The 26,621-nt window shown below is 29.3% G+C and carries 20 protein-coding genes; all 20 read left to right on the plus strand.

Going from position 1 to position 26,621, the window contains the following annotated elements; all coding sequences use genetic code 11:
• Positions 1 to 358 precede the first annotated feature (358 nt).
• The 20 genes from BD821_RS03865 (at position 359) to BD821_RS03960 (ending at position 26,621) form a co-directional block, all read left to right on the plus strand.
• Positions 359 to 1,360, plus strand: coding sequence for an ABC transporter ATP-binding protein (locus tag BD821_RS03865; protein ID WP_104409396.1), 1,002 nt, complete (start codon positions 359 to 361; stop codon positions 1,358 to 1,360).
• 1 nt (position 1,361) lies between these two features.
• Positions 1,362 to 2,303: an ATP-binding cassette domain-containing protein gene (locus BD821_RS03870; protein ID WP_104409397.1), complete on the plus strand. Its 942-nt coding sequence runs from the start codon at positions 1,362 to 1,364 to the stop codon at positions 2,301 to 2,303.
• Position 2,304: 1 nt separating this feature from the next.
• A complete protein-coding gene (opp4B, locus tag BD821_RS03875) occupies positions 2,305 to 3,270 on the plus strand; it encodes an oligopeptide ABC transporter permease (protein ID WP_104409398.1) in 966 nt (321 codons plus the stop codon).
• 12 nt (positions 3,271 to 3,282) lie between these two features.
• Entirely contained in the window at positions 3,283 to 4,242 is a 960-nt protein-coding gene (locus BD821_RS03880; RefSeq protein ID WP_104409399.1) for an ABC transporter permease, read from the plus strand.
• A gap of 18 nt (positions 4,243 to 4,260) precedes the next feature.
• Complete coding sequence (locus BD821_RS03885) at positions 4,261 to 6,075, plus strand: oligopeptide ABC transporter substrate-binding protein (RefSeq protein ID WP_104409400.1); 1,815 nt, start codon at positions 4,261 to 4,263, stop codon at positions 6,073 to 6,075.
• Between the two features lie 217 nt (positions 6,076 to 6,292).
• Positions 6,293 to 7,429, plus strand: coding sequence for a metallophosphoesterase family protein (locus BD821_RS03890; RefSeq protein WP_169993958.1), 1,137 nt, complete (start codon positions 6,293 to 6,295; stop codon positions 7,427 to 7,429).
• Positions 7,399 to 10,203: an ATP-binding protein gene (locus BD821_RS03895; RefSeq protein ID WP_104409402.1), complete on the plus strand. Its 2,805-nt coding sequence runs from the start codon at positions 7,399 to 7,401 to the stop codon at positions 10,201 to 10,203. Before BD821_RS03890 ends, BD821_RS03895 begins: the two co-directional genes overlap by 31 nt.
• Before the next feature lie 107 nt (positions 10,204 to 10,310).
• A complete protein-coding gene (locus tag BD821_RS03900; protein ID WP_029452758.1) occupies positions 10,311 to 10,664 on the plus strand; it encodes a hypothetical protein in 354 nt (117 codons plus the stop codon).
• Positions 10,665 to 11,834 (plus strand): cation:proton antiporter, encoded by a 1,170-nt coding sequence (locus BD821_RS03905; RefSeq protein ID WP_104409403.1) that lies wholly within the window; start codon positions 10,665 to 10,667, stop codon positions 11,832 to 11,834.
• Between the two features lie 264 nt (positions 11,835 to 12,098).
• On the plus strand, positions 12,099 to 13,274 hold the full coding sequence (locus BD821_RS03910; RefSeq protein ID WP_104409404.1) for a MalY/PatB family protein: 1,176 nt from the start codon (positions 12,099 to 12,101) through the stop codon (positions 13,272 to 13,274).
• A 387-nt stretch (positions 13,275 to 13,661) separates the two neighbouring features.
• Positions 13,662 to 15,605 (plus strand): methyl-accepting chemotaxis protein, encoded by a 1,944-nt coding sequence (locus BD821_RS03915; RefSeq protein ID WP_278335139.1) that lies wholly within the window; start codon positions 13,662 to 13,664, stop codon positions 15,603 to 15,605.
• 281 nt (positions 15,606 to 15,886) lie between these two features.
• Positions 15,887 to 16,906 carry an ABC transporter ATP-binding protein gene (locus BD821_RS03920; RefSeq protein ID WP_104409406.1) on the plus strand — a complete coding sequence of 340 codons (1,020 nt, stop codon included), beginning with the start codon at positions 15,887 to 15,889 and terminating at the stop codon, positions 16,904 to 16,906.
• A gap of 86 nt (positions 16,907 to 16,992) precedes the next feature.
• On the plus strand, positions 16,993 to 17,772 hold the full coding sequence (locus BD821_RS03925; protein WP_341456779.1) for a carbohydrate ABC transporter permease: 780 nt from the start codon (positions 16,993 to 16,995) through the stop codon (positions 17,770 to 17,772).
• Between the two features lie 12 nt (positions 17,773 to 17,784).
• Complete coding sequence (locus tag BD821_RS03930) at positions 17,785 to 18,609, plus strand: carbohydrate ABC transporter permease (RefSeq protein ID WP_404814130.1); 825 nt, start codon at positions 17,785 to 17,787, stop codon at positions 18,607 to 18,609.
• A 124-nt stretch (positions 18,610 to 18,733) separates the two neighbouring features.
• Entirely contained in the window at positions 18,734 to 20,062 is a 1,329-nt protein-coding gene (locus tag BD821_RS03935; protein ID WP_104409409.1) for an ABC transporter substrate-binding protein, read from the plus strand.
• A gap of 62 nt (positions 20,063 to 20,124) precedes the next feature.
• Positions 20,125 to 20,670: a CD3072 family TudS-related putative desulfidase gene (locus BD821_RS03940; RefSeq protein ID WP_104409410.1), complete on the plus strand. Its 546-nt coding sequence runs from the start codon at positions 20,125 to 20,127 to the stop codon at positions 20,668 to 20,670.
• Between the two features lie 128 nt (positions 20,671 to 20,798).
• Positions 20,799 to 23,228 carry a tripartite tricarboxylate transporter TctB family protein gene (locus BD821_RS03945; protein ID WP_104409411.1) on the plus strand — a complete coding sequence of 810 codons (2,430 nt, stop codon included), beginning with the start codon at positions 20,799 to 20,801 and terminating at the stop codon, positions 23,226 to 23,228.
• Complete coding sequence (locus tag BD821_RS03950; protein WP_029452768.1) at positions 23,228 to 24,154, plus strand: ABC transporter ATP-binding protein; 927 nt, start codon at positions 23,228 to 23,230, stop codon at positions 24,152 to 24,154. The genes BD821_RS03945 and BD821_RS03950 overlap by 1 nt, the downstream gene beginning before the upstream one ends.
• A gap of 11 nt (positions 24,155 to 24,165) precedes the next feature.
• Positions 24,166 to 25,047, plus strand: coding sequence for an ABC transporter permease (locus tag BD821_RS03955; protein ID WP_104409412.1), 882 nt, complete (start codon positions 24,166 to 24,168; stop codon positions 25,045 to 25,047).
• Complete coding sequence (locus BD821_RS03960) at positions 25,044 to 26,621, plus strand: hypothetical protein (RefSeq protein ID WP_104409413.1); 1,578 nt, start codon at positions 25,044 to 25,046, stop codon at positions 26,619 to 26,621. Before BD821_RS03955 ends, BD821_RS03960 begins: the two co-directional genes overlap by 4 nt.

Raw genomic sequence — 26,621 nt, forward strand, 5'->3', positions numbered from 1 at the left:
TTTTAGATATAGGGAGGTATTAATGTATTATAAAAGATACAAAATATATGAGCAAAAATGGGAAAAACACAAAGATTGATTAAAAATATAGAATAATTTGTCATACGAAATATTTGGAAAGTTGATGAATAAAATGATATGATGTAAATAAAGATGGAACATTTCAAATTATCTGTTAATAGATAGGAAACAATTTGTTAATGTTAAAAATGATTTAAGTAATATTAATGAAATTATTTGAATAATAATTATAAAAGGGGGTCACATAAGCAAGGCTTAGATCACTATTTAAATTTAAACTTATTTTTAAATTTGTATAATCAGCTAATAAATATATAAGTTAGAAAGGAAATAGAGAATGGAAAGTGAAAAAATATTAGAAATCAAAGATTTGCATACGGGATTTCGATTTAAAGACAAGTACTTTGATGCAGTAGATGGTGTATCTTTAACTTTAAACAGAAATGAATTACTAGCAATAGTTGGAGAGTCTGGTTGTGGAAAAAGCACTATTGCTAACTCTATAGTTGGGTTACATAATAGTAGCTTTACTAAGGTAAGCGGGGAAATAATTTATAAGGGAGAAAATATATTAAACTATTCAGAAGAAAAGTTTAATAAAATTAGAGGCAAAGAAATTGGTTTTATTTTTCAAGATCCATTAGCCTCTTTAAATCCACTACATAAAATTGGAAGGCAAATAGAAGAATCTCTTATATATCATACTGATTTAAATAAAAAACAAAGGCGCGAGAGAATGCTAGATTTATTAAATCAAGTAGGCATTGTAAAACCTGAAAAAACTGCTGAGCAGTTTCCCCATGAATTATCTGGAGGTATGAGACAAAGAGTCCTAATAGCTATTGCACTTTCTTGCAAACCTAATATTATAATAGCAGATGAGCCAACTACGGCATTAGATGTTACTATACAAGCTCAGATATTAGACTTACTCGCAGAACTTCAAAAAGAAATTAATGCAGGAATTATACTTATAACACATGACTTGGGGGTAGTTGCACAAAATGCAGATAGAGTTGCTGTTATGTATGCAGGACAAATTGTAGAGCTAGCTGATGCAAAAGAACTTTTTAATAATCCACTGCATCCTTATACAAAATCATTGCTAAACTCTATACCTAATGCTGAATTAGTTGGACAAGAATTGCATGTAATAAAAGGAATGGTACCGTCTTTAGAAAATTTGCCAAGAAAGGGTTGTAGATTTAAAGAACGAATTCCATGGATATCAGATTCAGAACATGAAGAGGACTCAATCCTTCATGAGGTTTCAAAAGGTCACTTTGTAAGGTGTACATGCTGGAAGAATTTTTACTTTGAAAATGAAGTGGGGTGCTAAAATGGAATTTTTAAAAATAGATGATTTAAAAGTTCACTTTCCTATTCGTGGAGGAGTGCTTAATACTATAAAAGATTATACCCGTGCTGTAGATGGTGTATCACTTTCACTTGAACAAGGAAAGACATATGGACTTATAGGAGAATCAGGGTCAGGTAAAACAACTATAGGGAAAGCTATTGTAGGATTAGAAAATCCAACAGAAGGTAAAATATTATATAATAATCAAACAGTAAATACAAAAAGGTTAAGAAAAAAGGTTGGGTATAATAAAGATGTACAAATGATATTCCAAGATGTTTTATCTAGTCTTGATCCTAAAAAAAGAATTATAGATATAATAGCAGAACCTATTCGTAATTACGAAAAGTTAAGCAAAAAAGAAGAATTAGAAAAAATATTAAAATTATTAAATATAGTAGGAATGCCACAAGATTCTTTGTATAAATACCCTTATGAATTCTCAGGGGGACAGCGTCAAAGAATAGGTGTAGCTAGAGCTGTGTCTTTAAATCCCAAACTTATTGTAGCTGATGAACCTGTATCGGCCCTTGATTTATCAATACAAGCTCAAGTATTAAATTTTTTAAAAGAGGTGCAAAGAGATTTTAATTTAAGTTACCTTTTTATATCCCATGATTTAGGTGTAGTTAAACATATGTGTGATTATATTTATATCATGCATAGAGGAAGATTTGTAGAGACTGGTACAAGGGAAGATATATATAACAATCCTCAGCATATTTATACAAAAAGATTAATAGCTGCTATACCACAAATTTCTGTAGAGGATAGAGTAAAGAGCAGACAAGAAAGAATCATGGTGGAAGAGGAATATACCAGAAGAGAAAAAATGTTCTATGATGAAAATGGAAGAGCATTTGATTTAATTCAAATTTCTAAAACCCACTATGTGTCAGTAAGAGAAAAGGGGGATCTATAAGATGTGGAAAACTGTATTGCGTAGAGTATTAATAATGATACCTCAACTTTTAATATTAAGTGTAATTGTTTTTGGATTTGGTAAGATGATGCCTGGAGATCCTTTTACAGGATTAATAAGCCCAGAGACGGATCCTTTGGTAATTGAGGAGCTAAAGGAAAAGGCAGGACTAAATAAGCCTATACCTGTTCAATATAAAAACTGGATGATTAAGATGCTTAAGGATGGTGACTTTGGAAGATCTTATACTCAAAAAGTACCGGTTTCTTCTCTTATTGGTGAGAGAGCAAAGAATACACTATGGTTATCTTTACTAACATTGATCTTAACTTACTTAATAGCAATTCCACTTGGGATTTATGCGGGAAGATATGAAGGTTCAGGGTTTGATAAAGCTGTCATAATGTATAATTTTATAAGTTATGCTATACCTGTGTTTTTATTAGCGCTTATATTTCTTTTAATATTTGGATACAAATTGGGGTGGTTCCCTACTGAAGGATCTGTAGGCATTGGACTACAAAAAGGGACATTTGCATATTTTAAAAGTAAGCTACATCATATGATTTTACCTGCGGTTACAGCTGCCATACTTAGAACAACTGGAACCATACAATATTTAAGAAATGAAGTAATTGATGCTAAAGGTCAAGATTATGTAAAAACAGCTAGGAGTAAGGGTGTACCTATAAATAAAGTTTATTCTCAACATATATTTAGAAATTCATTACTACCTGTAGCAGCATTTTTTGGTTTTACAATTATGGGACTTTTAAGTGGTTCTGTATTTATTGAAACTATTTTTAGTTATTCAGGCATGGGTGAATTATTTATGACATCGATAAATAGTAGAGATTACTCAGTTATGAATGCCTTGGTTTTATTATTTGGATTTTTAACATTAATGGGTAGTTTGTTGTCTGATATAATCATGACAATTGTTGACCCTAGAATAAGAATAGATTAGGAGGGATCGGATATGAGTAAGCAAGACATTGAAGCCAAGGATATTGCCTCCGAAATAGAACTAAAGGCTATTGCTAAAGAAGCTGATGAAAAAGATTTAAAATCAATTAGTGAAGTTCCATCTTTTTGGAAGGTACTTAAAAGGGAGTTTAAGGTAGATAAGATAGCAACGACATGTCTTATTATTTTGGTTATAATAATGGCTACAGTATTAATAGGATCTTTAGTTATAGACCAAAATGAAATTATGAAAATAAATTTAAGGAATAGATATAAAGCGCCAGGAGCAGAATTTATTTTAGGAACAGATATAGGTGGAAGGTCCATTGCAGGTCAACTGTTAATTGGAGGAAGAAATTCTATTTTAATAGGATTTGCAGTTACTGTAATAACATCTGTAATTGGTATAATTGTTGGGCTAATTGTAGGTTACCATGGTGGAATGGTAGATAATATAATAATGAGGATATGTGATTTCATCTCCGTTCTACCTACAACATTACTCATAATTACATTTGTAGTGGTGATTCCAAAGTATACCATGTGGCATTTTATATTTATAATGAGCATATTTTATTGGGTTGGTATGACGAGATTGGTAAGAAGTAAAGCCTTATCGGAAGGTAGAAGAGACTATGTAAATGCATCGAAGATAATGGGAACAAGCAATTTGAAGATTATGTATGGTGGTATTTTACCTAATATTAGTTCCATCATAATTGTAGATTTAATTTTGAGTTTCGCTGGAAATATTGGAATTGAAACTGGATTATCGTTTTTAGGATTTGGTTTACCTCCATCCACACCTTCGCTAGGAACATTGGTATCTTATGCGAGAACACCAGGTGCTATGTCGAACAAATTATGGTTATGGTTACCTGCGTCATTATTAATATTAGTAATGATGTTGTGTATAAATTACGTCGGTCAAGCTTTTAGAAGAGCTTCTGACGCAAAACAAAGATTAGGATAGAATAAAGGGGGAGTAAAAATGAAAAAAAGTTTAAAGTTTATGGTCCCATTACTATTAGCATCAACACTTTTATTAGCAGCTTGCAATAAAAAGCCAGCAGAGGGAGGTGGACCTGCTACAGGAGGGGAAAAGGATAATGCACTATTAAAAATAGAGCTTCCTCATCCAGATGTACTTCAAAAAGAGGGCAAAACAATTGGAGGAACTCTTAATGTTGCTTTAGTTACAAGTACACCTTTTGAAGGGATTTTTAACACCTTTTTATACTCAAATAAGTCAGACTCTGATATAATGTCACCAATGCTTGGGGCATTTATGAAATCTGGAGAAAACCATGAAATTGTTGATGGTGGATATTGTGATGTTAAATTTGACAAAGAAGCTAAAAAGGCAACTTATAAAATTAATAAGGACTTAACTTGGAGTGATGGTGTTCCAGTAACCGCAGACGACTTAATATTTGTATATGAATCTGTTGCAAATAAAGATTACGAAGGAATAAGATTTGATTCAGATTATAGAAATGTTGTAGGTATTGAAGAATACAATAAAGGAACTGCAGAAACTATATCAGGACTTAATAAAATAGATGATAAAACATTAGAAGTATCTTTTAAGAAATATTATCCAGGAATACTCTGGGGTGCAGGCTTAACATTTAATGCAGAGCCCAAGCATTATTTAGGAGATATTCCAATAAAGGAAATGGAAAGTCATGATAAAGTTAGAGTAAAACCATTATCTTGTGGACCATTTGTGGTTTCTAACATTGTTCCAGGAGAATCTGTTGAATATATACCTAATCCACATTGGTTTGGAGAAAAGCCTAAAGTAGATAAAATTGTTTATAAAAGAACAAGTCCAGATACAATAGTAGAAGCATTAAAAGCTGGAACCTTTGATGTTGTTGATGGTATTACTGTAGATAGCTATAAAGAGTACAAAGATTTAAGTAATATTGAATTACTATCTTCAGTACAAAGATCTTATGGATATGTAGGATTTAAATTAGGAAAGTGGGATGGCGAAGCTAAAGAAGTAAAAACTGATACTACTAAGAAAATGTCAGATGTTAAATTAAGACAGGCCATTGCTTATGCTATGGATAACAAGGAAGTATGTGAAGTGTTCTACAATGGTTTAAGACTACCTGCTAATTCTGTAATGGATCCAGCACATGCTACTTTTTGGAATTCAAAGTTAGCTGGATATAATTACGATCCAGAAAAAGCAAAGAAGATGCTTGATGATGCTGGTTATAAAGATGTAGATAATGATGGAATGAGAGAAGATACAAAAGGAAATAAGCTAAAAATTAATTTTCTTTCCATGTCAGGTGGAGAAATTGCTGAACCATTAGCTCAATTCTATGTTCAAGGTTGGAGAGATGTAGGACTTGATGTAAGTCTTCAAAATGGTAGATTAGTAGATATGAATGCATTTTATGATATGGTTCAAAATGATAATGAAGAAATAGATATGTACATGGGAGGATGGGGTACAGGATCCAATCCAGATCCATCAGGATTATATGGAAGGCAAGCTCAAATGAACTATACAAGATTTGCAACTGAAGAAAATGATAAATTACTAGATGCTATTGCTTCAGAAGATGCATTTTCAAAAGATGGAATCAATCAAGAATATTTAGTTAAAGCTTATCACGACTGGCAACAATATATTCATGATGAAGTTCCGGTTGCACCTACTAACTTTAGATATGGAATAACAGCAACAAATAAGAGAGTTAACAGCTGGGATTTAAGGACAGTTAGTGATTGGGGATGGGAGAAAGTTGGATTGTTATCTGATGCTCCTGAAAAAGCAAAATAATAAAAAGTAAATTAAAGACACAAAATAATGTTAAAAAGGTTGTCTCAAAGGAAAGGTTGAGGCAACCTTTTTTATATATAAAATAAGATGTTATTTAAGAAACTTAAATTTTAAATATAGAATTTATAAAAGTGTAGATATTTAAGTTGAATAATTACATATATTTTGATAAAATTAAGCTATTAGAGAACTAAAGTTCGATAGGAGGAGTTTGATTTTGAAGGATATAAAAATATTGCATTGTAGCGATTTACATTTCGACACTCCTTTTAGTGAGTTAGATAAAGATTTTGCAGAAAAAAGACGTGAGGATTTAAGAGAGACTTTTGGAAATATAGTTAACCTGGCAAAAAAGGAAGAGGTAGATGTACTCTTAATATGTGGAGATTTATTTGACAATCAAAGGGTTATGAGGACTACTTTAGATTATATAAGAAGAAAGCTAGAAGAAATACCAGAAATCAGTGTATTTATAGCTCCTGGTAATCATGATCCATATAATGAAAAGACATTTTATACTATGATAGATTGGCCTTTAAATGTTCATATATTTAAATCAGATATGGAGGCTGTATACATAGAGGATAAAAATATAACAGTCTATGGACAAGGATTTTCAGAGTATTATGAAAGAGAGTCATTTCTTAAGGAATTTTCCAGTAAGTTTAAAATTAATGAAAAACATATAAATATAATGGCTTTACATGGAGATATAAGCGATAGAGGCAAGACAAATGAGTATAATCCAATTACACCTTACGAAATAGGGGAGAGTAACATGGATTATATTGCATTAGGGCATAGACATAGTTTTTCCGGTATAAAAAAAGAAAAGAATACTCGCTATTCTTATTGTGGAAATCCAGAAGGAAGAGCCTTTGATGAAAAAGGCGAGAAAGGTGTAGTATTAGGATCTATATCTAAAGACAATGTAGATTTAAATTTCATACCTATATGCAAAAGAAAATACGAAGAGGTATCTTTAAATATAGAGAATGCATTAACCTATGAAGACATAAGTAATAATATTATATCTTCAATACCAAAAGATAGTAGACACAAAGATATATATAAGGTAATTCTTTTAGGAGAGGTTAAAGAGGACTTTTCTATAAATTTAGAAGTATTAAAAGAAAAGCTTTCAAAACATTTTTATTATATGAAATTGAAAGATTCTACAGAGATTAAATTGGATTATAATATTATTTCTAAAGAATTCACTTTAAAAGGCCTTTATACTAAAAAGATGTTAGAAAAAATAAAAAAAGCAGAAAAAGATGAGGACAAAAGGCTGCTAAAAGAAGCACTAAAAGCAGGAATACAATGTTTAAGCAACAAGGAGTTGATCCTTTAATGATAATAAAAAAGCTCAATATAATTAGCTTTGGCAAGCTTAAAAATAAAAGTATAGAATTAAAAGATGGTATAAATATAATATATGGTAGAAATGAAGCGGGTAAAAGTACAATACAAAGCTTTATAAAAGCAATGCTTTATGGTATGAATTCTCAAAAGAAGTCTATTAGAGAAAACGGAAGAAAAAGATATATGCCATGGAGTGGGGAGAGGGCACAAGGTGAACTTATTTATGAGGATGATGGTGGAAATGGATATATAATAAGAAGAAGCTTTGGAAACACAAAAAAAGAAGATCAAGGAGAAATAATTCACTTTATAAGTGGGGAAAAGTTAAGAGCCATAAATGTAATAGAACCCGGAAAGGAAATTCTAGGATTAAATGAAGAGGGCTTTAATAAGACATTATTCATAGAGCAATTAGGCCTTGAAATAAACAAAGGGAAAGAAGACGAGATACTAGAAAAGCTTACTAATCTTGCTGAAAGTGGAGATGAGGATAGATCTTATGAAAAGGCCATTAAAACTTTAGAAGAGGCTAAAAAGATTATTACGACTCCAAGGAAAAGTGGTAAATTAGATGAGCTAAGGCTAAAACTTATAAGTTTAAATACTGAATACAAAGAAAGTCTTAGACTTAGTGATGAAAATATCGAAGAACAAATTGAGTTAAATAATCTAAAAGATAAGAGAACTTATTTAAGAGCTAATATTGAAAAGTTAGAATTGTATAAAAAACATATAAAAAGAATAAAATTATATAAAGAATATGGAGAAATATTAGAATATTTAAAAAAAAGTAATGAATTAAATGAAAAAATAGAAGAAGTGGAAGAAGGTTTAGTAAGTGATGAAGGAAGTATAGATAATCAATTTATTTCTTCATTAAAAGAAGAGTATAGGGCATATAAGCAACTAAAAGATATAGAAATGGAAAGGTTGGAAAACAAGGACGTAATAAGCAATTCTTTAAAAGTTAAGGAAGATGAGTTTTGTGAATATGAAAAGTTTAATAATTTAGATGAAGATGTAGAAAGAAAGGTTATTTCTTTATGCCTAGAAAAGAAAAATTTAGAAGAAAAAATAAAGAAGATAGAGATTATAGATTGTGAGATTGAGGACCTTAATAAAGACTTAGAAAAGTTAAAGTATAAACATGAAAAGATATCCTATATGAGTGATATTAACAGTAAAATTCAAGGCGTTTTTTATGATTATGAAAACAAATTAAAAGAATTAAAGTATAAAATAAGTAAAGATAACATAGATTTTGAAATTTTAGATAAGAAACAAGTTTATAAAAACAAGAAGATATTAAATTTTATATTAAGTATTTCTTTTTTTATAATAATCTTATTACTTTCATTTATTAAGGGTTTTGGGATTTATAAAGTAAACTTAATATATGTACCTATAATTATATTATTTATAGCACTTATAATTTCAGTTAAAAGGTATAAAAATCAGAGTAAAACTTTGCATAATATAGAAAAAGAGGAATTATTATATGGAGACATTTCTAATCTTAAAAATTCAATAATAACTATAGAAGAAGATTTAAAAAGATACTATAAATTATCTGGATCGAAGGATCATGAAGATTTCTTAATTAAGATAAAAGATTATAATGATAATAAAGAAAAGATAGATAAGATAACAATAAAAATAGAAGAAAAACTATTAAGTAGATCAAATTATAGCTTAGAGGTACTAGAAGAAGAGTATGAAAATATATGTAGATATATAGATTTTATACTAGAAGATACAAATAGTTATGACATAGAAGATTTTTTAGATAGATATAAAATTTTTAAAGAAATAAATAAAAACATAGATATTTTAAAATCTGAGGTAAGGGTAGAGGCTTTATCATTAGAACATATTAGCGAAGAAATAAGTATAAAAGAAAAGAATATAAAAAACACTATGGATAAAATAAACAAATCGCATATTAATATAGAATCTATTCCAACTGAAATAGAAAAACTTGAAGAAAAGTTAAAAGAAAAACAAGAAATAGAGGGTAGATTAAAAAGTATTGAAAGTAATTATGAACTTTTACTAAAAGATAGAGATTTAGAAAAAATGAAGGAAGAAATAGGCGATATAATAAATGAAGATATAGAAGAAAACTTTAAAAATGAAGAGGATTTAGATGATGCAATTAGAGAAAAAAATAAAGAACTTTTATACACAGAAAAAAGGTTAAGAGACGTAAAAAATTCCATAGACAATAAATTTATAGGTAAAAGAACAATTATAGAAATAGAAGAAGAAATAGATGCTATAAAAATTGAAATAGAGTTACTTGAATATAGACTTCAATATATAAACATTGCTTATGACACATTAATAGAATGTTTTAAAGAACTTCAAAGAGATTTTGGACCAATACTTAATGAAAAGGTAAGTAAGGTATTTTCTTCAATAGTAATAGATAATTATGAAGAAGTTAAGGTATCGGAAGATTATGGGCTAAAGGTTAGAGACAAAGGTAGAAATGATATTATAGAGGCGGAGTATTTAAGTAATGGTACTGTAGATCAGATTTATTTTTCTTTAAGAATGGCATTTATAGATTTAATATTTGATAGAGAAGAAATAGTTCCTATTTTCTTAGATGAAGCTTTTATGCAATATGATGATGAAAGACTTTTAAAGGCATTAGAATACATTAAAACTATAGACAAAAATAGGCAAATCATAATATTTACCTGTCAAAAAAGAGAGGTAGATATATTAAAAAAAGATTCTAATATAGTATACCTTTAATTAATTAATGACTGATTTTCAATATAAATCTAGTCTTGTAATTTTAAAATAATGACAAGGTATGTTATACTATATAAGTAAACTTTAAAATTTAAGGAGATGGTATTTTGCAAGTTTTGTTTTTAGTTCTTAATAAAATAGATTGTTTAGAAGGCATACTTGAAAACTTTGCTCGTGAGGGCATTAAAGGAGCTACAGTAATTGAGAGCACAGGTATGGCTAGGATATTGAATGATGTAGGGAATGATGTACCGATATTTGGATCTATACGGATGATTATGAATGAAAAGTATCCTTTTAATAAAACTATTTTTGTAGTGATTGAGGATCATCAATTAGATACAGCGGTATCTTGTATAAAAAAAGAAACAGGAGAATTATCTAAGCCAGATGTAGGAATAATATTTACTGTTCCTGTAGGTTACGTAGAGGGAATAAACGTTGGGAGAAAACCAGAATAGATGAGTAGTTTATATTATATATCTATTGTCATTTTCTCAGGTATGCTTTGTGCAAAATTACTTTCTAAAATAAAACTTCCAAACGTAACTGGATATTTAATTGCAGGTGTAATAATAGGACCTTATGTACTTAACATTGTGCCTTTAGACGCAGTAAAATCTTTAGGCATATTATCGGATGCTGCCTTAGGGTTTATTGCTTATGGAATAGGTAGCGAATTTTTAATAAAAAGTATAAAGAAAACAGGAAAAACTGTTATAATGATAACAGTTTTTGAAGCGTTAGGAGCAGTGCTTTTGGTGGATTTAGCTATGATATTTATATTTAAGCAACCACTGCCATTTAGTCTTACTCTAGGTGCAATAGCAGCAGCAACAGCACCAGCAGCAACTATATTAGTTATAAGACAATATAAAGCCAAGGGAGATTTCACAACTACGCTTTTACAGGTGGTAGCTATGGATGATGCTGTGGGTATAATTGCTTTTGGAATTTCACTTGCAGTAGCTCAATCATTAATAGGTGGATCAACTACTTCTCTAGCTATGTCTATAATGAAGCCAATAATTGAAATATTGCTTTCTATAGTTATAGGAATTATACTAGGAGCTATATTTTCATATATAGGTAAAAGAGTAAGAGGTGAAAATGAATTATTATCTTTAACTCTAGCATTTATATTTTTTGCTATAGGAATTTCTCTAAAATTCAATGTATCTACTCTTCTTACTTGTATGATGCTAGGAGCAACTATAACAAACTTAAGTAGTAATAGCAGTAGATTTTTAAGTATTGCAGATAGGTTCACACCACCTTTATTTATAGCATTCTTTACTATAGCAGGTTTAGAATTAAATATTTCAGTAATAAAAAGTGTGGGTGTTATAGGACTTGGATACATGGTATTTAGAGTTATTGGTAAAATGCTTGGAGTATATGTAGCTGCTAGTATAACAAAAGCAGAAGAAAATGTAAGAAAATATTTAGGCCTCGCTTTGATTCCTCAAGCTGGTGTAGCTATAGGCTTATCATTGCTTGCAGAAAAGTCACTACCACCTGAATATGGGCAGCCTATACGGACAATAGTATTAGCAGGAACTGTTATATATGAACTTATAGGACCCCTTGCATCTAAATATGCTTTGATAAAAGCAGGAGATATCAAGTAAAGATAACAATAAAGGATAATTATTCATTTACATCTTTAAGTAATAAATATTTTTTAGAAGGCACCTTTAAATCGTGCCTTCTTTTTAATAGTAAGTAATTTTAAATAAAGTTATAACAAGTTATTGATAATTATATATTTAACCTTATACTTAAATTATAACAAATTTTCATATAAATATTAAAAGTGAAAGATAAAGAATATAAAAAAGGGAGTATTTTTAGAAAGAGAAAGATTTATAAATTTAAGCTAAGGAGTGAGGAGAATGCAATATAATTTTGATGAAATAGTTAATAGAAGAGGAACTACTTGCGTAAAGTGGGATAAAAGTATGATGGATTTTGGAGAAAGTACCATACCTATGTGGGTAGCAGATATGGATTTTCCAGCACCCATTGAAGTACAAGAAGCTATTAAGAAGAGAAGTGAACAATCAATATTTGGGTACACATATATTAAAGATGAGGTATATGATGTTGTAGTAAGTAGCCTTAAAGAAAATCATGGATGGGATATAAAAAAAGAGTGGATAGTGTTTCTTCCGGGTGTAGTAGATGGTATTGCTACATCATTAAATGTTTTTACGGAAAAAACTGATAGCGTAGTCATACAACCGCCTGTTTATCCACGATTTTATTCCGTCGCTAATGCGATGGGAAGAAACCTTCTCTTAAATAATCTTAAACTTACAGATGAAGGTTATAAAATGGACTTACAAAATTTACAAAGCACAGTAGAAACAGAAAAACCAAAGTTGATGATTCTTTGTAATCCTCACAATCCAATAGGGAGAGTTTGGACCAAAGAAGAGTTAAAAGCTTTAGGAGAAATATGTGTGAAAAATACAGTTATCATTATATCAGACGAAATTCATTCTGATATAGTTTATAAGGGATTTAAGCATATTCCTGTTGCATCTATATGTAAAGAATTTGAACAAAATTCTATAACCTTGATGGCCCCTAGTAAAACTTTTAATGTGGCGGGTCTAGGCCAGGCCTTTGCTATAATACCAAACAAAGATTTAAGAAATACATTTACAACTGGAAGGGAAGGGTATAGCTGGGGCAATATATTTGGAATAACTTCTTTTGAGGTTTGTTATAAATATGGAGAAAGATATAAAGAAGAATTATTAGAGTATTTAGAGGTGAATATAAAATTCGTTGAAAAGTATTTAAAAGAACAATTACCAAATATAAAAATGCATAAACCAGAAGGTACATATTTATTGTGGCTAGATATGAGGAAACTTGGGATGAACAAGACTCAATTAGATGATTTTATAAGAGAAAAGGTAAAAGTAAGATTTAATGATGGATATTCTTTTGGAAAAGTAGGAGAAGGGTTTATGAGGATGAATATAGGGTGTCCTAGAACTTATATAAAAGAAGCTTTAGACAGATTAAAAAATGCTGTTAATAATTTGAAAATTAAGTAATTAATCAAAGATTATGCCTTATTTATAATAACGTAAATTATAAATAGGGCATTTTTATTTAGAAATTTGTAAAGTAATGAAACAATTTGACGATAATATAATGTATGTTATTTAAATGTTATTTAAAAGATTTAATTTAATTAAGAAGTTAATAAAATTAAAAAGATAAGTGTATTAAAAGATTGAGAAAAGAATATCTTAATGCACTTATTTTTAATAGACTTAAATAATAATGTTATATAACTTCAACTAAAAAATATTTTGGGAGTGACTGGAATGAAAAAGATTAAAACCATAAGGATGAAAATAATAGTAACAATTTTACCTATAATTTTAGTGGCTATGTTTGTCATGAATTACATAAGTTATGAAAAGTAGAAAAACATTATAAGTGAAAAAGTAGAAGTAAGCATGAAAAATCAACTTGAAGGAAATAAAAATTTGATTGAAAAAAGCTTAGTAGAAAATGGACAAATTGCTGAATCATTATCAAAAGTAGCTCAATTAGCAATGGATTCCTTGTCAAAGGAACAGTATGGTGAAATGTTAAGAGAGACGATACTTACTAATAAAGAAACTTATGGAGCAGGAATTTGGTTTGAACCTTATAGGTATGAAGAAAAATCAAAGTATTTTGGACCTTATGCTCATAAAGTGGGTGATAAAACTCTTTTTATAGATGATTATAGCAATGAAGAATATGATTACCACAATCTAGAATGGTATCAAAATGGGATAAAGGAAAAGGGGGGCATTACAAAATGGTCTAAGGCTTATTACGATGAGGTATCAAAAACTGCTATGGTAACAGCTACAGCCCCCTTTTATGACTCTAATAAAGAACATTTAGGTGTTGCTACTGCAGATATTAATTTAACTACGTTACAGGAAAATATAACAGACATAAAAGTAGGAGAAAAAGGGAAAGCATTCTTAGTAGATAAAGAAGGCCAATATATAGCTGGTGTGGAAGCAGATAAGATATTAAAAACTAAAATTACTGAAGAGGAAGATTCATCCTTAAAATCTTTAGGGGCAACTATATTATCATCAAAAACAGGAGTTTCTGATTATAAATTAGAAGGGGAAAAAATAATAGCATATTATGAAGAGGTTCCAGAAACAAATTGGATATTAGTATTAACTATACCAGAATCAGAGTTACTAGCAAGCTCTAAGAAACTTTTTAATTTACTTAGTATAATAATAGTCATATCATCTATATTAATTACATTAACTATTCTTTTTGTAGCTACTAATATTACAAAGGGATTGAAGGATGTGAACAATCTTGCCATAGCAATATCAGAAAATGATCTAACTAAAACTATTAAGTTAAGTGGTGATGATGAGATTGGGCAGATGACTATGCATCTTAATAATATGGCAGTGAACTTGAAAGAAGTGGTATTTAACATAAGGAAGAATATAGAACAATTAGCTGTAGCATCAGAAGAGCTTTCAGCAAGTTCTGAACAAACAGAATCAGCTACAGATCAAATTGCAATGTCTATTCAAGATATAGCTTCTAATTCTGAAAAGCAAGAAGAACTTATGAAAGATAGTAGTAAAATGGTCGGAGAAATATCTGAGGGAATAGAGCATATAAGTTCAAATGTTCAAAATATGGCAGAAGAATCACTTAGCACATATAAGAAGGCTAAAGATGGAAATGACGTTGTATATAAAGCTATAGATCAAATGCGTAATATAAATAATAAAGTAGGACTTTTATCCGGAAATATAAATACATTAGGTAAGAAGTCTTCTGAAATTGGTAATATAGTATTGGTAATAAGTGAAATAGCAGAAAGAACAAACTTATTAGCATTAAATGCCGCAATAGAAGCTGCAAGAGCTGGTGAACAAGGTAGGGGATTTGCAGTAGTAGCTGAAGAAGTAAGAAAGCTTGCAGAACAGTCCGCTAGCTCAACAAGTCAGATAACAAGTCTTATTAATGAAATACAAGGAAGTATCTTAGAAGCTACTAAGGCTATGGATGAAAGTAGCAAGGCTGTAGATAATGGAATTTCTACAGTGGAGAATGCAGGACAGTCCTTTAGTGAAATCTTAGTTTCAGTAGATAGTATTTCATCAAGAATGCAAGATGCCTCTGCAGTTATTGAAGAGATTTCAGCAGGATCACAAAATACTGTTGAATCCATAGAAAACATGGCAAGAATGTTTGAAGAAACATCTGGTAGCACTCAAAATGTAGCTGCATCAGCAGAAGAACAAACTGCATTAATGAAAGAAATTGCTTCAGCAGCTCAAAAGTTAGCACAGATGTCACTATATCTTGAAGAAATAATGAGCAAATTTCAAGTATAATATAGTATAATAATTTATTATAGAAGTCTTTTATAGAATAGAGAATATTAGAAATAGGTTAATGGAGTAAATTATTCTAATTAAGTATTATATAGAATAATTAAAATTAAATAAGGTTAATAAAACTTAAGGGATTAAATTAGATATGTCTAGTTTAATCCCTTTGACCTATAAGAAGATACTATAGGTTATCAATATACTATTTGTATTAGCTATTAGAAATATCTTACATTAGATGATATTATAAAGAATGGTATTAATAAAGAATATAAGGTGATTAAATGAAAGTAAATATTGAAAATCTTAGAAAGCAATATGAAAAAATTATGGCTGTAGATGATTTAAATGTAACCATTAAAGATGGAGAGTTAGTTTCTATATTAGGTCCTAGTGGATGTGGGAAAAGTACTTTACTTTATATGTTAGCAGGAATAGTGGAACCTACGGGAGGAAATATATATTTTGATGAAAAATTAATTAATAACATTCCTATAGAAAAAAGAAACATAGGATTAGTATTTCAAAATTATTCGTTATATCCACATATGACAGTACTTGAAAATCTCATGTTTCCACTAAAAATGAATAAGGTTAGTAAAAATAAAGCGATAGAGGCAGCAAAAGCTATAAGTAATTTACTTAAAATTGAAGAATTGCTCAAAAGAAAACCTAAGGAACTCTCAGGAGGACAGCAACAAAGGGTAGCTATAGGAAGGGCTTTGATAAAAAAACCAGGACTTCTTCTTATGGACGAGCCTTTTTCTAATTTGGATGCAGCGCTAAGGATAGAAATGAGAGAAGAGGTGAAAAATCTTCAAAAAGACTTTAATATAACCACATTATTTGTAACACACGATCAAGAAGAAGCCTTATCAATATCAAATAAAATATTGTTAATGAACAAGGGAAAAGTAGTACAGTTTTCCACTGGAGAAGAGCTTTATCATAGTCCAAGCTCTATTTATGTAGCTACCTTTATAGGAAATCCTAAGATAAATCTAATAAAAAAAGAAGATTTTATTAAAAGTATTGGTAATTTAGAAAAGATTCTGGATGAAAGAATAAAGACCTTTGGAATAAGAGCAGAAGATATAATAATTTATCCAAAGGAAGAAAGATATAGTGAATTAACTATTGCACATATAAAAAACATAATATCTTTAGGAAGAGATACTCATATTACGCTAATATGTAAAGGTATAGAGTTAAAGTCTATAATAACAGGAGAATGTAATTATAAAATAGGACAAGATGTTTTTATAAAGTTTAAAAAGATACATAAGTTTAGGGATTCAGTATGAAAAAGTCAAAAGGATTTCTATATATATTACCAAGTTTATTGATATTAATTGTTTTTCAAATATATCCTGTTATCAAGGTATTGATTATGAGTTTTTACACAAAGTTTGATTATATAAAAGACATAGTTTATGAAAGAGGTTTTGATAATTATATATACGTTCTTACAGATGGAGATTTTTATATTGCCTTAAGAAATACTTTTACCTATGTAGCTATTACTGTACCTTTATCAATAGGTTTAGCTATATTTATCGCTACACTATTAAATCAAAATTTAAAGCTAAAAAACTTTTTTAGAAGTGCTTATTTTTTACCATTTGTAACCAGTACCGTGGCAATTTCAGTAGGATGGAGATGGATATTTAACAGTGATCAAGGTCTTGTAAATTTGGTATTGAATACATTAGGTTTTGCATCAAAACAATTTTTAAAAAGTCCTGAATATACTATGCCACTTCTTATACTATTAAATATTTGGAAAAGTCTTGGGTACAATGTAGTTATAATATTAGCAGGACTCCAAAATATAGATGATAGGTACTATTATGCAGCTAAGGTGGATGGTGCAAGTAAGTGGAATATATTTAGAGAGATAACACTACCTCTTTTATCCCCAATTATACTTTTTCTCTCTATAACTTCTATTATAAGAGGATTTAAATTATTTGATGAAATTTTTGTGCTGTATGACAAATCACCAGGACCATTAAAAAGTGGTATGACCATAGTATATTATATTTTTAATAAGTTTTATATGAACTGGCAGTTTGCAGTAGCTTCATCAGCGGCCTTCATACTTTTTATAATAATACTTATATTTACTTTAGTTCAATTTAAAATTGCAAAAAAGAAAGTTCATTATTAGGGGGGGATTATGTTGAAAAAGGTAACACTAGAAAAGGTTTTGATTTACATAGTCCTTATTATAACAGCAGTATTTATACTAACCCCATTTATATGGATTTTATTAACTGCACTTAAATCTCCAGAAGAAGTATTTGCAAATCCACCTGTTATTGTACCAAGTAAGCTTCAATGGCAAAACTTCATTGAAGTATTTAAATTAAAAAATTTCAGTAGATATTTTTTGAATAGTGTGGTTATTACTATAGCTATTACTGCAGGAGAACTTATAACAACTATACTTGCAGCCTTTGCTTTTTCCAATTTGGACTTTAAGGGTAAGGATATAATATTTACTTTATTAATTGGAACTATGATGGTACCAGGAGAAGTGCTTCTTATACCCAACTTTGTAACTTTGAGTAAGATAAAATGGATAAACACTTACAAGGCATTAATTATACCTTGGTGCACAAGTGTAACTTCAATTTTCTTTCTAAGACAATATTTTTTAAATATACCAAAACAACTTTATTATGCAGCAAAGGTAGATAATTGTAGTGACTTTAAATATTTAATTAAAATTGTTATACCTATTGCAAGACCAGCTATATTTACTATAGCAATACTTAAAATAATTAATAGTTGGAATTCTTTTATGTGGCCTTTAATTATGACTAATTCAGAGAAGATGAGGACCTTACCAATTATCTTAGCAAAGTTTTCTTCGGAAGTAGGGATGGATTACCATATGTTAATGGCAGCTTCAACTATAATTATAACACCAATGATTATAATATTTATATTTTTATCAAAGTACATAATTAATGGAGTTAGTAAGGGTGGAATTAAAGGATAAAAACTATATTTAATGTTAGTTTTTAAATTTTAACTGTGATTTTAAAATATACCTAAAACCAAAAGTGTGTTTATTTGATTTAAATATTAATATAATATTAAAATTTAAGAGGGGGTTTTACATAATGAAAAAAAGAAGTATATCAATTATATTAGCAGGAGTAATGTCTTTATCAATGATAGGTTGCTCAACAAAATCAGAAACTAAAGAAGATAAAAAGGTAGCTAGTATAGAGACGGAAATTAAAGAAAATGTTGAAATAGACTTTTGGCATTCTATGAAAGGTGAAAATGAGGAGGCTTTAACAAAAATAACTAAAGATTTTGAAGAAAAGAACCCTAAAATTAAAGTTAACCTTGTAAATCAAGGAGGGTATAGAGAATTATTTGAAAAGTTAATGGGAGGTGCAAAAAGCAATACACTTCCTACTATGACTCAAATATATAATAATAGACTTACGTGGTACATAGATAAAGATTTAGTTGAAGATTTAAATACTTATATATCAAATGATAAAGTAGGAATGAAAAAAGAAGAAGTAGAAGATATGCCTAAAATATTTTATGAAGATGGAACATTTGGTGATAAACAGTATACATTACCTTTTAATAAAAGCCAAATGGTGCTTTATTATAATGAGGACATGTTAAAAGAAAAGAATGTTTCTGTACCTAAAACTTGGGATGAATTTAAAGATGCAGCAAAAAAACTTACTGTAGACTCCAATAATGATGGGAATCCAGAAGTTTATGGAGTAGCATTTGAAAATAATATTTCAACAGATATAGGAATTTGGGTAAGACAATGTGGCGGAGAAATAATTAGCGAAAAAGATGATAAAATTAACTTTAACACTAAAGAAACAAAAGAAGCTGTAGAATTTATAGGAGGAATGATGAAAGATAAAGTTGCTACACTAGCAGGTGAAGACAAAAACTCTAATAATACTTTTATTAAAGGAAAGGCAGCAATGTGTGTAGCTTCAACTTCGGCGATTCCTTATATTCAAAAAGGGTTTAAAGGAAAATGGTTTTCGGCACCACTACCAGTAAATAAAGAAGATGCTCAACTTTATTATGGGACGAATGTAGCAATGTTTAATACAGCAACTAAAGAACAAAAACTTGCTGGATGGCTTTACCTAAAGCATTTAATTAATACTGAAAATACTGCATATTTCTCCATGAAAACTGGGTATATGCCAGTTAGAACATCAGCTATAAAAAGTGAAGAATATCAAAAGTTCTTAAAAGAGAATCCAGTAAAAGCAGTTCCAATGCAAACTTTGGATAAAGGGTGGACAGGAAGTAGATCTATTGGTTCCATACCAGCTTTAGATGTATTAGGAGAAGAACTAGAGCAAGTATTTAATGAAAAGAAAACTATAGATGAAGCGCTTAAAGATGCTCAAGAAAAAGGCGAAAAAGCTATGAATGAAGCTAGAAGTAACTAAATGATAATAGTAGGTAAATTTTATTTGCCTACTATTATCTTATAAGCGGAGGGAGTAATGTTATGGAAAGAAGTAGAAAGATATGCATAGTTCCTCATTGTTTTTTAAACGCAAATTCAAAGGTAGAGGGACCTTGCAGATATAAAGCTATATTAAAGCCTTTAGTTTATGCCCTGATTGAAAGAAATTATGGGATTATACAACTTCCTTGTCCTGAACTTACATTTTACGGAATGAGAAGATGGGGACATGTGAGAAACCAATTTGATAATCCATATTTTAGAAAACATTGTAGAGAAATATTAGAACCAATAATTTTGCAAATAAAAGAGTATGAAGCAAATGATTATGAAATAAAGCATATAATAGGAGTAAACGGAAGCCCAAGTTGTGGAATAGATGTAAGCTGTGGGTCTAATAGCTGGAAAGGCGAAATATCGCAGATAGAAAATCTAGAGGATTTAAAAAAAGATATAACCTATGATAATAAACCAGGAATATACATGCAAGAGTTTATGCAGTTATTAAAAGAAGATGGTATTGAAATTAATTTTATTGGAATTAATGAAAAAGATATAGATAAATACGATTTTGATAAAATATTATAAAGGTTAGGGATGCACTAATGTGGTGCATCTTTTTTTGATGATGTATTTTTGTTAACTAAAATTAACTTTTAAAAGTTTGCATATGGTAAGATATTTTTATAACTAGTAAAAGGGAGGAATAATATATAATGAAGTATAGAGGAAATAAAAAGGTAATATTGTTTATATGTGCTTTTATATTTTTACTAATATGTGGAGGTAATGGGAAAGCTGTTAGTGCAGAACCTGTAGATGGAGATATAGAAATTACAGTAGAATATGGGTTTGATGGAAGGTATAAAATAGGTAATAACATCCCCATTTTTATTGAAGTGAAAAATGGAAATAAGGATATTGAAGGAGAACTACAAATAAAATTCCCTACTACTCAAAATCAGTATAATATATATAGTCAAGCAATTAATCTTCCAAAAGAATCTAAGAAAAACTTTATTATAGCGATACCTTTTATGGATATTTCTAATGAAATTGAAGTTCTAATAGAACAAAACAATAAGCCATTAGGGAGTACAAAAGTTAGAATCGAGAACGGAAGACTATTACAAAATCAAAAGCTTGTAGGTGTACTTTCAGAGGATTTTAGTAGCCTTAGCTATTTTAATAATATTAAAATAGAAGGTAATGATTCAAACAAGGGTGTAAGCAACTCAAATATTATAGAATTAGATACAGTTGCTGTTAAATTAACTAAAGATAATATTGGAGAAAACTATAAAGCTTTAGATGCTTTAGATATATTAGTAATAGATAATTTTGATACATCAGTACTTTCTAAAAATCAATATGAAGCTATTAAAGAGTGGGTAGAGTCTGGAAAGGTACTTGTTGTAGGTACAGGATCAAATTATTCAAAAACCCTATCTTTGTTTAAAGATGGCTTTATAAATGCAGAGATAGTGGGTACAGAAACTAAAAGATTAAACTCTTTAAATGAATATATAGATGATGATTCAACAGGAACCTTAAATGGAGAAATTTTAAATATAAATATTAAAGATAGTGAAGTTCTTTTGAAAGAAGGCAATACACCTATAGTGTCTAAGTTAAATAAAAAAGATGGAGTTATAATACTTTCTGGCATTGATTTAGGTATTGAACCTTTTATAGGTTGGAGTTCAAGGGACGTATTTATATCTAAATTAATATCTTCAAATATGCCAAATGTATTAAAGGAAGTGGGAAGTGAAGGAAGACAAAATAATTATAATCTAAACAATATATTAAATACTGTACCTAAAGAAAAGCTGCCTAATATAAGAAATGTATCTATACTTTTTGTAGTTTATATAATGATTATAGGGCCACTAGGTTATTTTGTATTAAAAAAATTTAACAAGAGAGATTATATATGGGTTACAGTTCCAGTAATGGCCTTAGCTTTTAGCTTGTTTATATATGTAATAGGATCCACTACAAGAATAAATAAACCCTTCTCTAATTTATTTTCTATTACTATAATGGAAGATAAAGATGATATAGATACAAAGGTATATAGTTCAATTATAAGTCCTAGCAAAAATAATTTATATGTAGAGGAACCCGAAGGTGTAGATTTAGAATTCATAAATGATCCTAATGAATATAATAGAAATACTGGATTAAAGGAAGAAAACAAAAAACTAAACTTGAAGGTAATTTATGATGGGAATAAAACCTATTTTGAATTTCAAGATATGAAGCCTTTTAAACTTAATTCTTTTAATTTTAATAAAAAAGATGTAGCTTTGAATGAATTAAAGTCAAACTTAAAGTTTAAAGAGGGTAAACTTCAGGGGGAAATAGTAAACACTTTAGATACGGATTTAGAGAGTTTATATATAATAAGCCCTTTTAGTATTTATGAATTAGGTGATTTAAAAAAAGGTGATACTCTAGATGTAAAAAATGTAATAAAAGAATATAAAAATATAGATGATTTAACAAGATCTTTTCACATGAATCCTAATGCTACAAATAATGATAGAAACAAGATATCACAATTAGAAATACTTTTTGAAAGGATGAATATATATGGGCAAAATGAAAATGATCAAAATACATATATAATTGGATCTTCAAAAGATATGATAAAAGATAAAATAAAAGTTAACGGTAATGAGCTTGTGACATATCAAAACAATATTATAGCTTTTAAGTCAAATATAAGCTTTATAGAAGATGGAAGTGTAGAATACCCTTATGGACTTTTAAAACCTTCTTTAGATAATAAGTTAGGTCAGGGTGACTATGATGAAGGGCGAGGTGCAATTTATGGAAATATGAGTCTTAATCTAACTTATAAAATCAAGGAAGATATAAATATTGATATTATAAGATTTAAAAATACAGAGTCTTTGGATTATAGCAGTAGTTTCAATGGTAACTTTTATATATTAAATATAGATGAAGATAAATATGAGAAGATGGATATTAGTGGAGCTGATATTAATATAGAGAATCCATCTAGGTATGTAAAAAACGGACAAATTAAAGTAAGATTAGAAAACAGTGAAAATAAAAATAGTGATGGTAGACCTTCTTCGGTACCATTAATGAGTATAAAAGGAGGGGTAAAATAATGTTAGAGATTAAAGATCTTAAAAAGTCCTATGGTAAATTTATTGCCCTAGATGGGGTAAGCTTAAATATTGGAAAAGGCGAAATATTCGGTTTTGTAGGTCCTAATGGTGCCGGTAAAACTACAACTATGAAAATCGTAGCAGGACTTTTAGAAGCAGATTTTGGTGAGGTTTATGTAGATGGTATAGATGGTATGAGGGAAAACAAAAAGCTTAAAGAAAAGATAGGATATATGCCAGATTTTTTTGGAGTTTACGAGAACTTAAAAACTATAGAATATTTAGAGTTTTATGCTTCTATATATGGAGTAGTAGGTAAAGAGGCAAAAAAGTTATCTATGGATCTATTAGAAATAGTTAATCTAAAGGACAAGGCAGATTTTTATGTAGATGGTTTATCAAGAGGAATGAAACAAAGACTTTGTCTTGCAAGAAGCCTTGTGCATAATCCAGAACTTTTAATATTAGATGAGCCTGCATCAGGAATGGATCCTAGAGCAAGATATGAGATGAAATCAATTTTGAAAAATCTAAGGGAGATGGGTAAGACAATACTAATAAGTTCACATATATTACCAGAGCTTGCTGAACTTTGTACTAATATAGGTATAATAGAGGATGGTAAAATGGTGGTTACATCTACTGTTGATGAGATAATGATGAAAATGAATTATGCCCATCCAATAAAGATAAAATTACTAGACAAAGTAGAAGGTGGAGTTAAACTTTTAAAAGAACTACCATACCTAAATAATTTAATTGTGGATAATAACAATATAACAGTTGGTTTTGGAGGAAAAGAGGAAGAAATGGTGGAGGTTCTTAAAGTTTTGATAAACAATGATATCCCTGTGGTGTCCTTTGCTAAAGAAAGTGGGAATCTTGAAGATATATTTATGAAGATTACAGAAAAACAACATAAATAGGAGGTGCTATTATGAAAATAAATATAAATCCAGTTCTTAGAAAAGAAGCAAAAACTACTGTAAGAACATGGCGAATAGGAGTGCTAATTGCTATTTATGTAGGCGTATTATCCTCCGTTGCGGTAATTACTTTTGGAACATTTTTAAAAAACATGGCTTATGGTGGAGCAAGGTATGAAGAATTGCCAACTTTGTATATGGCTATTGAAAGTTTACAATTAGTTTTAATATTATTTATTGTACCTTCTTTATCCGCATCAGCAATTTCAGGTGAAAGAGAAAGGCAGACTTTAGACATACTTCTCTCAACAAAGATGTCTCCATTGTCTATAGTAACAGGAAAGCTTGTTGCATCTTTAAGTAAAGTCGTACTACTTATCATCTCAACTATACCAGTATTTTCCTTGGTATTTTTATTTGGTGGAGTAAGTGTTATGCATATATTTCAGATTACAATATTTTATTTAGTAACTGCATTGTATGTAGGGAGTATTTCAATTTTCATATCGACCTTTTTTAAAAGTTCTAGGGTATCGAATGTTGTGGTTTACGCTGTGGGACTTTTCTTAACATTAGGTACATTATTTATAACATTTATATATTTTCAATATATAAATTTAAAATATATATCTATAGGACAATCAACATTACAAAACTTTTCGGCACCATTTTATTTATATCTTAATCCTTTATGGGGATATATTTCACTTGTGTCTAATCAAATAGGTAGTGGGGGAGGAATCCCTGGAATAAGGACAGTTAGTCAATATGCAAATACCTGGATAATAAACTGCATAGTTGAGGTTATAATGTCTGTAATATTGATTTTTTTATCTGCATGGAAATTAAATCCTATAAAAAGATATAATAAGAAAAGAATGAGTAAGATATGAGTAGCTTAGATTTAAAGATAATAAACTTTTTTAAGAAGGCCTCAAAAAGGCTTAAGTTAAATTTATTTTTAAATGACTTTGTTATAGGCCTTATAATAACATTAATAGTGTCTAGTATACCATCACTAATGTCTTTAGTTGTTCCCATATATAAAATTAAAGTTATTTATATATCCATTTTGTTAATAGGTGTATGTATAAGCTTTATATATTCAATGATAAGGCTCCCAAACAAGGAAAAACAGGCACTTATAATAGATAGCAAAGGCTTGGATGAAAGATTATCTACCGCCTTAGAAAGCATAGGTAAAGAAAAAAGAGTTTATAGTCTTCAAAAAGAAGATACTGCAAGGTTTATAGAGTCTTTCAATATAAAAGAGAAGATTCCTATAATAATAGAAAAGAAAAAAGTTATAATGGTAATATCTTTAGTAGTGATATCTTCTCTTGGAATGTTTATAAAAACTGAGGCTAAAACATTAGCAAAAGAAATAGAAATAACTAAAAAGTTTGAGAAAGAAACTTTAAATAAAATAGAAGAACAAAAAAAGGTTATACAAAAAATAGATAAACTTAGTGAAGATGAAAAGAAAAAGATAATAGAAGTCTTAGAAAAGACAGAAAAAGAAATAACAACTGCAAAAACAGAAAAAGATATAGAAAAATCTTTAGAAAGATTAGATAAAAAGCTTGAAAAAGAAGCTAAAGATCCTAGTCTTAGTAAGGAAAAGCAGGAGATACTTAAAAATGTCCAAAAGGATATAAGCCCCAAGGGGAAAGAGGAAAGAAAAGAGAAGGCTAATAAAGATTTAAATAAATTAGCGGATAAGTTTTCAGAAGATAAATTTATGGAGGACCTTTCAAAGCAGTTAGCTGATAAGAATAAAGAAGGCATAGATAAGGCGTTAAAAGATATTAAAAGCAGTGTATCATCTTTAGGCGATTTAGAAAAAAGTCAAATATCTAGGTCTCTTAAAGAGGCTTCTTTGAATATTGATGATGAAGATTTAAAGGAAGCTTTAAGAGATATATCAAAGGATGTTAAAGAGGGAAATATAAGTGATGAAAACGAAAAGAAAACTAGTGAAGCCTTAAAATCTTTGGTGGATGAAACAGAAGGAACAGCTTCAAAGGGTGATAATAAGGGTGAAAAGAAGGAACAAAGTGGTGAAGGCAAGGAAAAAGGTCAAGGCGAAGACGTTGGTGAAGGCCAAGGAGAAGGTAAGAGTAATGGGGAAGGTCAAGGTAGTGAAAAGGGAAAAGGTGAAGGGTTTAATAAAGGAAGCAAGAACGGTATAAATAAAACTGATACTAGTACTCCTTTAAATAAAGAAGAGGTATTTATTCCAAATAGAAATGAAGGAAATGACGAAAATCTTACAGGAAACAAAAATAACAATTCTTCATCACAAACAGTAGATTCAGATAAAGGTATAGAAAAAAGAGGAGAATCTATAAATTATGATAAAGTAATAGGAGATTATACTAAAGAGGCCTATGATAGTGTCAATAATCTAACAATACCGGAAGCATTAAAAGATATAATAAAAAGCTATTTTGAAGGATTACAATAA

The sequence above is a fragment of the Clostridium algidicarnis DSM 15099 genome (assembly GCF_002934235.1).
Taxonomy (GTDB): Bacteria; Bacillota; Clostridia; order Clostridiales; family Clostridiaceae; genus Clostridium_L; species Clostridium_L algidicarnis.

Excerpts from the sequence above, each read along its gene's own strand:
- BD821_RS03865 (WP_104409396.1), top strand. The coding sequence starts at position 359 with ATGGAAAGTGAAAAAATATTAGAAATCAAAGATTTGCATACGGGATTT.
- BD821_RS03950 (WP_029452768.1), top strand. The coding sequence starts at position 23,228 with ATGTTAGAGATTAAAGATCTTAAAAAGTCCTATGGTAAATTTATTGCC.
- BD821_RS03925 (WP_341456779.1), top strand. The coding sequence starts at position 16,993 with ATGAGTTTTTACACAAAGTTTGATTATATAAAAGACATAGTTTATGAA.
- BD821_RS03870 (WP_104409397.1), top strand. The coding sequence starts at position 1,362 with ATGGAATTTTTAAAAATAGATGATTTAAAAGTTCACTTTCCTATTCGT.
- BD821_RS03920 (WP_104409406.1), top strand. The coding sequence starts at position 15,887 with ATGAAAGTAAATATTGAAAATCTTAGAAAGCAATATGAAAAAATTATG.
- BD821_RS03945 (WP_104409411.1), top strand. The coding sequence starts at position 20,799 with ATGAAGTATAGAGGAAATAAAAAGGTAATATTGTTTATATGTGCTTTT.
- opp4B (WP_104409398.1), top strand. The coding sequence starts at position 2,305 with ATGTGGAAAACTGTATTGCGTAGAGTATTAATAATGATACCTCAACTT.
- BD821_RS03905 (WP_104409403.1), top strand. The coding sequence starts at position 10,665 with ATGAGTAGTTTATATTATATATCTATTGTCATTTTCTCAGGTATGCTT.
- BD821_RS03910 (WP_104409404.1), top strand. The coding sequence starts at position 12,099 with ATGCAATATAATTTTGATGAAATAGTTAATAGAAGAGGAACTACTTGC.
- BD821_RS03960 (WP_104409413.1), top strand. The coding sequence starts at position 25,044 with ATGAGTAGCTTAGATTTAAAGATAATAAACTTTTTTAAGAAGGCCTCA.
- BD821_RS03955 (WP_104409412.1), top strand. The coding sequence starts at position 24,166 with ATGAAAATAAATATAAATCCAGTTCTTAGAAAAGAAGCAAAAACTACT.
- BD821_RS03935 (WP_104409409.1), top strand. The coding sequence starts at position 18,734 with ATGAAAAAAAGAAGTATATCAATTATATTAGCAGGAGTAATGTCTTTA.
- BD821_RS03940 (WP_104409410.1), top strand. The coding sequence starts at position 20,125 with ATGGAAAGAAGTAGAAAGATATGCATAGTTCCTCATTGTTTTTTAAAC.
- BD821_RS03885 (WP_104409400.1), top strand. The coding sequence starts at position 4,261 with ATGAAAAAAAGTTTAAAGTTTATGGTCCCATTACTATTAGCATCAACA.
- BD821_RS03880 (WP_104409399.1), top strand. The coding sequence starts at position 3,283 with ATGAGTAAGCAAGACATTGAAGCCAAGGATATTGCCTCCGAAATAGAA.
- BD821_RS03895 (WP_104409402.1), top strand. The coding sequence starts at position 7,399 with ATGTTTAAGCAACAAGGAGTTGATCCTTTAATGATAATAAAAAAGCTC.